The following is a 1,221-nucleotide window of genomic DNA, read 5'->3' on the forward strand; positions in this document are numbered from 1 at the left end:
AACAAATAGTTTCTCACTGCAGGGCTCCATCTCAAGATCATAAGCAACGATGTAAGCCAAACCATCGATGGACTTACGCATATCGGTTACGCCGCAGATCAAAACCACCGGTAGAGAGTCAGAAAAGCCAAACATAATCACCGCCATAGCCAGAAAGCCATGACGGTAAACTAAGATCTTACGCGAATTAAGGTGTGGTTGGCCGGACGCTTACTTTTTTATAGTTAAACTGCAGACCTTGCCGTAAAACTATTTCAAGGCGCGGAGGCAACTCTCTTGGCAAAGCCAAGCTCACAGCATGCCAATCTGAGCCGCTAAAATTTGGCTCTAACATTACTGGGGTTCCTGCTAAAAGATAATGAATCAACTGACTAAATGAGAAGATATCGCAGGCATAGCTCAGATTTTCCCCCCTTGAATATTCTTGCTCTGGAGCACGATAATTAGCTGTACCCTCCTCTAACTGTCGCGGCTGATTAGCTAAGCCAAAATCAATCAAGTTAACATCGATAGGATTGCCACTTTTGTCGGTATGAACAACAACATTTTCTGGTTTTATGTCACGGTGAATGACTCGATAACGATGAAGTTGCATTATCTTACGGCCAATCATTTCCGCAATTTTTAGTTGCTTTGCCAGTTCGTGTCGGTCCGTGTCTGCCGAGAACTCTAACTGACTAAGTGGCTTCCCTTCGATCCAGTCCAGCAACAGAAAGTGCTTATTGCCTTCACTCCAATGTTGATGGCATTTTGCTGCTAAGCTAAATGGCAAGCGATTCAGAGCAATAATTTCATTCAAAATCTCCTTCATGCCTTTGCCATCTGCGAGGGTGATCTCTTTCAAGCCATATTGGATACCTAGCTGCGCATGTTTAACACGATAAAATGCACGCTGTGTTGCTGGGCTTTGATAGATGACTTGCTGAACAGGATACATGTTCATTTCCATTGTGTGATGTTCTCCAAGACTTGTTCAATTGAGGGGCGATAATTAGATGTTGGGTGGAGAATTCGTTGCCAGAACTCGGCGTTGGCAGTAGAAATTCCAAGCTCTTGGCAAAATTTCTTCCAGAAGATTGGCCGCTTATTCGTAAATTGTTTGACCTCAGATGGATCAACATGTAATCCCCCCGAAAAATGATTGGGGTTTTAAGTAGAGAGTTTTATGATCAATGTATCAGGAGCGATCTATGAAAAAGTCACGTTTTACCGAAAGCCAGA

The 1,221-nt window shown here is 43.3% G+C and carries 2 protein-coding genes; both read right to left on the reverse strand.

Annotated features, from left to right (window positions below; genetic code table 11):
* The coding region (tnpB, locus tag FJM67_RS18030) for an IS66 family insertion sequence element accessory protein TnpB (RefSeq protein WP_140591939.1) at positions 1–147 on the reverse strand (147 nt) is incomplete at its 3' end.
* Positions 148–187: 40 nt separating this feature from the next.
* Positions 188–937, reverse strand: a complete 750-nt coding sequence (locus FJM67_RS17325) for a serine/threonine protein kinase (RefSeq protein ID WP_181161553.1) — start codon at positions 935–937, stop codon at positions 188–190.
* Between the last annotated feature and the right edge of the window lie 284 nt (positions 938–1,221).

This window comes from Maribrevibacterium harenarium, assembly GCF_006385675.1.
GTDB lineage: Bacteria > Pseudomonadota > Gammaproteobacteria > Pseudomonadales > Marinomonadaceae > Marinomonas > Marinomonas harenarium.